Raw genomic sequence first — 5875 nt, 5'->3', positions numbered from 1 at the left:
TCTTGAACTCTCTCGAGAATGTACTGGCCATCTGAACAACCTCCAGCGGTCATGACAACCACTCTGACGGTGTCCGCCACCTTGGGGCAAGCTCACCTGACAGTGGCGGGGCGGACGGTGACAGCCGGGGAAGGCGCAGCCGCGGTCGCGCAGGTAGAGCGCATGGCGGAGTGGGGTGGTGATCAGGCGGTGGTGGCGGCCGAGGTCGAGGGGTTCGCTTTGGGTGCCGAGGACGGCGGGGATGAGTTTGCAGTCGCAGGCGTGGATGCGGGCTTCGGCGGCGGAGATGGTGCCGAGGTCGCCGAGCATTGCTTGGCCGATGCCTGCCTTCAGGTCCGCCAACGACACCGCCACCATCACGTGGGCTCGTTCACCGGCCTGCATCGGCAGGTCTGGGGAGTTGTAAGCCAGGTCGATCGCGTCGGAGAAGGCGTCGCCGTAGCGTTCCAGTGGGGAGCGTAAGTCTGTGCCCTCGTCGGTGCTGTGGCGCTCGGCGAGAGCGTCCAGCAGGGCGCTGGCTCGGGCGCCGGTCTCATCGTCGAAACGGCCGTTCAGCTCCCAGAACCCGGTTCTCTTGCGGCGCAACGACAACTCGCGACTCGGCGTGGCCGGTTCGGTCTCGTCGGGTGCAGCGCCATCAGGATCGAGGTGGGCGATGATGCGCGCACCTAGAGCGGCGACCTGCTTGTGCCCGGCTTCGGAGGCGAACGTGAGCAGGTGCTGCTCGGCGTCGTCACGGTGCTCGGGCTGGACCTGGGTCATCACCCCGACGATCGTGTCGATCATCGGGCTGCTCAACCGGCCTTCCGCAGCGGCAGCGCCAGTGGCGGGAGCCAAAGCGGGAATGGGTGTGCCATCGAGGGTACGGCTCGGGGTGAGGGCGCGAGCTCGCTTGACCACGGTCTCGGCGGCAGCCTTGGGAACATCGGCGAGATGCTCGAAAAGGCGTGCGGCAGAACGGTATCCGAACAACTCCATCACACCGCGAGACTCGATTTCCGCCAGCAGAGAACCGATCTCAGCCTCGGCAGACCGCACAACAGTGAGCAGCGCGGAGATGCGATCGGCCAGAGCCACCGCATCCGCTTGCCACACCGTTTCCCGTTCCATACAACAAGATTACCGAAGATCGAACACATGTCATCACTCGAACAGGTGCGAACAAGACTCCGGCAGGGACACCGTTGCGTGGGGAATCGGCGCTCCGGCACCGAGCGGTAAGCAAGGACAAGAAGCGCCGATTTCCCACGCCCCGGCGAAGCCGTATCCCTAGAACTGAGCAACCCCGACCTGCACAAAGGCAAGCAGCGAACCAGGCCCCACGAGAAGGCAAACCCCGATCCCACCAAGCAGAGGCTCATCACGACGGTACATCGCGACAAAGAACCCCACAGCAACGACAACGGTAGCAACAAGAAGAGACAAGACAACAGCAGACATGAGAGTCCTCCGGGCAGCAGCGAGCACGACACCGAAAACCGGTGCCGGAGAAGGGATTCAGCTCACCGAAGAAGGAGGCCCACGACTGGACGGCGCAAGAAGCGGAGCGCCGACGTAAGAAGACTCACGAGAAGACCGAACAAGAGACCACGGCGAAGCAACCCAAGGACCGTCCGAGGAAGGACCCACCGCCCAAGGGATCGAAGCCGGCAACCGAGGCGCCGCATGCCGACCGGAAACCAGAACCTGCGACTGCGAAGTCGCCACCACCGGGCCATCGGACGCACCCGCTACCGCATGGACGACCGGCGCCCCGGAAAGGAACAGCAGGACAGCAAGCAGCAACCCGAGACGGCACTGCCGCCTCGGGTCGCGCTGCTGAACAAGAGGTCCGATACCGCCAGGCTACCTCAGCCGCCGCCGTAGGTGGCCTGGGTGACCGCGAAGACGTTGCGGTTGCCCGCGCCTTCCTGCAGGGACCACAGGAGGTCCGCGCTGGCGTCGTCCTCCCAATAGGACAGGCTCTCACCACTGCTCACCCACGAGAACGTGGACGGGCCGGCGGACGGCGTCCAGTAGTACAGCTGCTTGCTGCCGGACGAGTTGAACCACCAGCGCCCGTTGTGCGACGCCACGCCGTTGAGCTTGTACCAGGGCAGCTGCAAGGCCTGGCTCGCCGTCGTCGTGGCGGCGAACGTGCCGGACGAGGCGAACGGGTACCGGATCGCCCGCGGGGCGCGGTTCGGGTAGTCCGTGCAGCCGGACGGGCACGTGTACTCCGTCATGACGATCGACTTGCTCACCCGGTCGAGGGAGATCGACGACCACGCCAGGTTCGTCCCGGACGTCGTCTTCGAGGTGATCGAGCCCACCTGCGGCAGGACGTACGCGTAGTTGTGCGCGTAGTACGTGCTGCCCGTCTGGTGCCCGATCTGGTCGGCCGTGCCACCCGTGTTCGTCTTCAGGATCTTCCGCATGTCGAAGACCCGCATGCCCTTGCCGGTGTCGGCGACGTAAAGGTAGTCGCCGTACCAGGAAACGCCGCCGGCGTGGATCGGGATGTCCTTGAAGTCCGGCGCCGCCGCCGTGCCGGTCGGCTCGACCAGCAGCACCTTGCGGTACTGGTTCGGGTAGGTGGCGTCCCAGTCGACCAGCGTGATGCGGCTGCGGGTCTGGCCGCCGTCGCAGCCGTCCTTGGTGTACCAGCTGACCACGACGAGCTGGTGCCCGTCGTAGTTGCCGCTGTTGGCCGTGCCGACCGCGTCGCGGCTGGTCGTGATGCCCTGCGGGTAGTTCGTGCAGTCGGAGTTGTCCCCGCTGTCGAACCGGAAACCCGTGGACAGCCCGGCGACGGAGAACGACGACGGCAACGCCGTGCGGTCGTGGTTCGCGTTGTCCATGACGGTGTGGACGGCCGCGGTGCCCAGCGTCGACACCAACGCGCTGTTGACCGCGTCGAACTGGTTGTAGTTCGCGGTCAGGGTGTACTGCGAGGCGGGCAGGGTCGTCGGCCCGGCGGCGGCGAGCGCCGTCGGCGGAGCGGCGACCAGACCTGCGAGGATGCCCGCCGCGAGGGCGGCTTTGCCTAATCGGTGGCGCAATGACATGTGACCCCCAGTAGTCCGATCAATGCCCGGGACACACTAGAACCGGGCGGGGTGAATGGGCAACAACTTCCTGGCGAACAGGGGAAGATCTTTTCCACCCGGCCGCCGCGACGGGTGCGCCGCGGCGGCCGGGAAGCGATCACCAGCCGGACGGGACGTAGGCCCAGCCGAGGTAGTCGGAGCGCTGCGCGTACGTGCTCGTCTGGTACACCGACGGGCCCGTGCTGATCGCGACGCCGCCGCCGAGCGCGAGCATGATGTGGCCGTTGCTGGTCGTGCTGGTGAAGAACACCGCGGTGCCGGCCGGGGCGACCGAGCCGGTGTGGATGCGGCCGTTGGCCTTCTGCCACTGGTAGTGCGTGGTGGCCGACGCGAACCGGCCGCTGGTGCCGAAGGCGCGTTCGACGAACAGCTCGCACTGGTTGTTCCAGTCCGTGTGGCCCAGGCGGGCCTTGGCGAACGCGATCGCGCTGTCGGCCCGCGGGTCCGCCGGATTGGTCGAACCACCCGGCTTGATGCCGTCGGTGTCGCAGTGCGGGACCCCGCTGACGAACCCGTCGGTCCCGGTCTTGACGAGGGCGTCCGGCACCCAGAGGTTGTCGCCGGTGAAGTCCCAGATCTCGTCCGACGCGGTGGCCTGGCAGACCACCGGCACCGAGGCCCCGGTCAGGTACTTGTCCGCCACGCTGCCGGCCGCGTCCGCCGCGTCACCCTTCTTCGCGCGGCCGTTGATGTCCGCCTTCGCCGGGAACGCGTGCGGCGTCGTGCACTGCGGCGCGACCATCGACGTCGAGCCGGTCTTGACGTAGGCGTCGGGGATCCACAGGCCGTCCGTGGTCAGGTCCCAGATGGTGCTGCCGCCGTAGTCGGGGCCGGTGTCCTGGCACGCCAGCGTCACCGACGTCCCCGACGGGTACATGTTCGCGATGCGCTGCTTGCCCACCGCGACGTCCGGGTCCTTGACGGTGCGACCGTCCACTGTGGTCGTGACCGGGTAGGCCGACGCGGCCTGGGCCGCGGGTGCGGCCAGTCCGGTGATCGCGACGGCCAGGCCGATCGTGGCCACCGCCGTCTTGAGTGTGGTTCTCACTTGTCCTCCAGAACGATTCCGTGCGGCGAATGGTCGGCGGTACCCGTACAAGAGCCGTACAAGCGGTCCGGGCGGCCTAGTACTTTCCGCCTATCCCGGAGTCCCCGAAGATCGGATGTGCGCGGACCGGCGATCGGCGAGTCTCGGAAGCGAGACACCGACGTGAGGAGAAGAACCATGCATCCGGCCGCCCTGGTCCAAGGCCACGAGGAAACCTGGTCGTGGCTCGTGCTCGGCCTGACCGGCGCGATCCTGCTGGCCTTCGTCGTGCTGTTCCTGGCCGCGCTGGTCAGCATCCTCGGCTCGCGGCTCACCGGCGGCATGAAGCTCGTCTGGGTGATCTTCGCGTTCTGTGCGCCGTTCCTGGGCAGCCTGCTGTGGTTCGTGTTCGGCCGTCGTGACGCTTACGAGCCGGTGCGCCGGTGATCGTCGCGGAAGGGCTCGCGAAGACCTACCGCGGCGGCGCCGGCGTCGAAGATCTGTCGTTCACCGTGCGGCCCGGCGTCGTGACCGGCTTCCTCGGGCCCAACGGCGCCGGCAAGTCGACGACGATCCGGCTGATGCTCGGCCTGACCCGCGGCCGCGGCCGCACCACCTTCGGCGGCCTGACGTACGCGGAAGTCCCGGGTCCACTGGGGACGGTCGGGGTGCTGACCGACGCGGCGGCGGTGCACCCCGCGCGGCCGGCCGCCGCGCACCTGCGGATGGTCGCCGCGGGCGGGGGCCTGCCGGCGCGGCGCGTGCGGGAGGTCCTGGCGACCGTCGGCCTGGAGCCGGTCGCGCGGACGCCCGCCGGCCGGTTCAGCCTCGGCATGAAGCAGCGGCTCGGCCTCGCCACGGCGCTGCTCGGCGACCCCGAGTACCTGATCCTCGACGAGCCGGCCACCGGGCTCGACCCCGAAGGCGTGCGGTGGATCCGCGACCTCCTGCGGCGGCTGGCGGGGGAGGGCCGCACGATCCTCGCGTCTTCGCACCTGCTGGCCGAGATGGCACTGCTCGCCGAGGACCTGATCGTCATCGGCGCCGGGCGGCTCGTTTCGGCCGGGCCCCTGGACGAGTTCGTCCGGCGGCACGCGCGCGCCGACGTCGTGGTCCGCGCCGACCGGCCGAGCGCGCTGATGGTCGCGCTGGCCCGCGACGGGCTGCGGGTGCGGCAGGAAGCCGCCGACCTGGTCGTCGACACCGCCGACCCCGAACGCGTGGCGGCGATCGCCGGGCTGGCCGGCGTCGGCGTGCGCGAGCTGTTCGTGCGCCGGAGCGGCCTGGAGGACGCGTTCCTCGCCGCGACCGCGGCCGCCGTCCGGCACCGGGGGGAGCTGCCGTGAAGAACGCGCTGGCCTACGAATGGGTGCGGGCCCGGTCGCTGCGCTCGACGTGGCTGCTGCTGGCCGGCGCCGGGGTGCCGCAGTTCGCGTCGGGCCTGTACTGGGGTCTCAAGCGCGACCTCGGCGACCTCGACGCGTTCACCTCGGCGTTCGGCCTCGTCGACCGGCTGGGGGCGCTGCTGATCGCCGCGATCGGCGTCGCCGCGTCCGGGCTCGACCACCAGCACGGCACCCTCGCGACCACGCGGCTGGTGCTGCGCTCGCCGGCCCGGATCGTCGCGGCGCGGGCGCTGGTCACCGGCGGGCTCGGCCTGCTGACTCGACGCGCGCCGGCTCGACGAACGCGAAGCCCACCTCTGCGCCCGGCTCTTCCAGAGCTACGAGCTCCAGTTCTGGAACACCCTCGCCGCCGA

At 69.1% G+C, this 5875-nt stretch carries 5 protein-coding genes and 1 pseudogene; 3 read left to right on the top strand and 3 right to left on the bottom strand.

Features of this window, described 5'->3' with window-relative positions:
* From AB0M83_RS48305 to AB0M83_RS48295, 3 genes are all read right to left on the bottom strand, one after another.
* On the bottom strand, positions 1–1110 hold a 1110-nt coding region (locus tag AB0M83_RS48305), incomplete at its 3' end, for a DUF222 domain-containing protein (RefSeq protein WP_364529513.1).
* Between the two features lie 740 nt (positions 1111–1850).
* Entirely contained in the window at positions 1851–3047 is a 1197-nt protein-coding gene (locus AB0M83_RS48300) for a hypothetical protein (protein ID WP_364529510.1), read from the bottom strand.
* Positions 3048–3186: 139 nt separating this feature from the next.
* Positions 3187–4137 (bottom strand): hypothetical protein, encoded by a 951-nt coding sequence (locus tag AB0M83_RS48295; protein ID WP_364529507.1) that lies wholly within the window; start codon positions 4135–4137, stop codon positions 3187–3189.
* 177 nt (positions 4138–4314) lie between these two features.
* Between AB0M83_RS48295 and AB0M83_RS48290 the strand changes: the two genes are divergently transcribed.
* The 3 genes and pseudogenes from AB0M83_RS48290 to AB0M83_RS48280 all read left to right on the top strand — a co-directional run.
* Positions 4315–4563 (top strand): PLD nuclease N-terminal domain-containing protein, encoded by a 249-nt coding sequence (locus AB0M83_RS48290; protein WP_364529504.1) that lies wholly within the window; start codon positions 4315–4317, stop codon positions 4561–4563.
* The gene (locus AB0M83_RS48285; RefSeq protein WP_364529501.1) at positions 4560–5462 is read left to right on the top strand and encodes an ATP-binding cassette domain-containing protein; all 903 of its coding nucleotides are present in this window, start codon (positions 4560–4562) and stop codon (positions 5460–5462) included. The genes AB0M83_RS48290 and AB0M83_RS48285 overlap by 4 nt, the downstream gene beginning before the upstream one ends.
* Positions 5459–5875: pseudogene (locus AB0M83_RS48280) on the top strand (hypothetical protein); the annotation flags it as partial. The gene AB0M83_RS48285 and the pseudogene AB0M83_RS48280, both read left to right, overlap by 4 nt.

Origin of the sequence: Amycolatopsis sp. NPDC051106 (assembly GCF_040682775.1) — a bacterium.
In the GTDB taxonomy this organism is placed as follows: Bacteria; Actinomycetota; Actinomycetes; order Mycobacteriales; family Pseudonocardiaceae; genus Amycolatopsis.
Note: the sequence above shows the minus strand (reverse complement) of the source record. Positions and strands in the feature narration are given on the sequence as shown.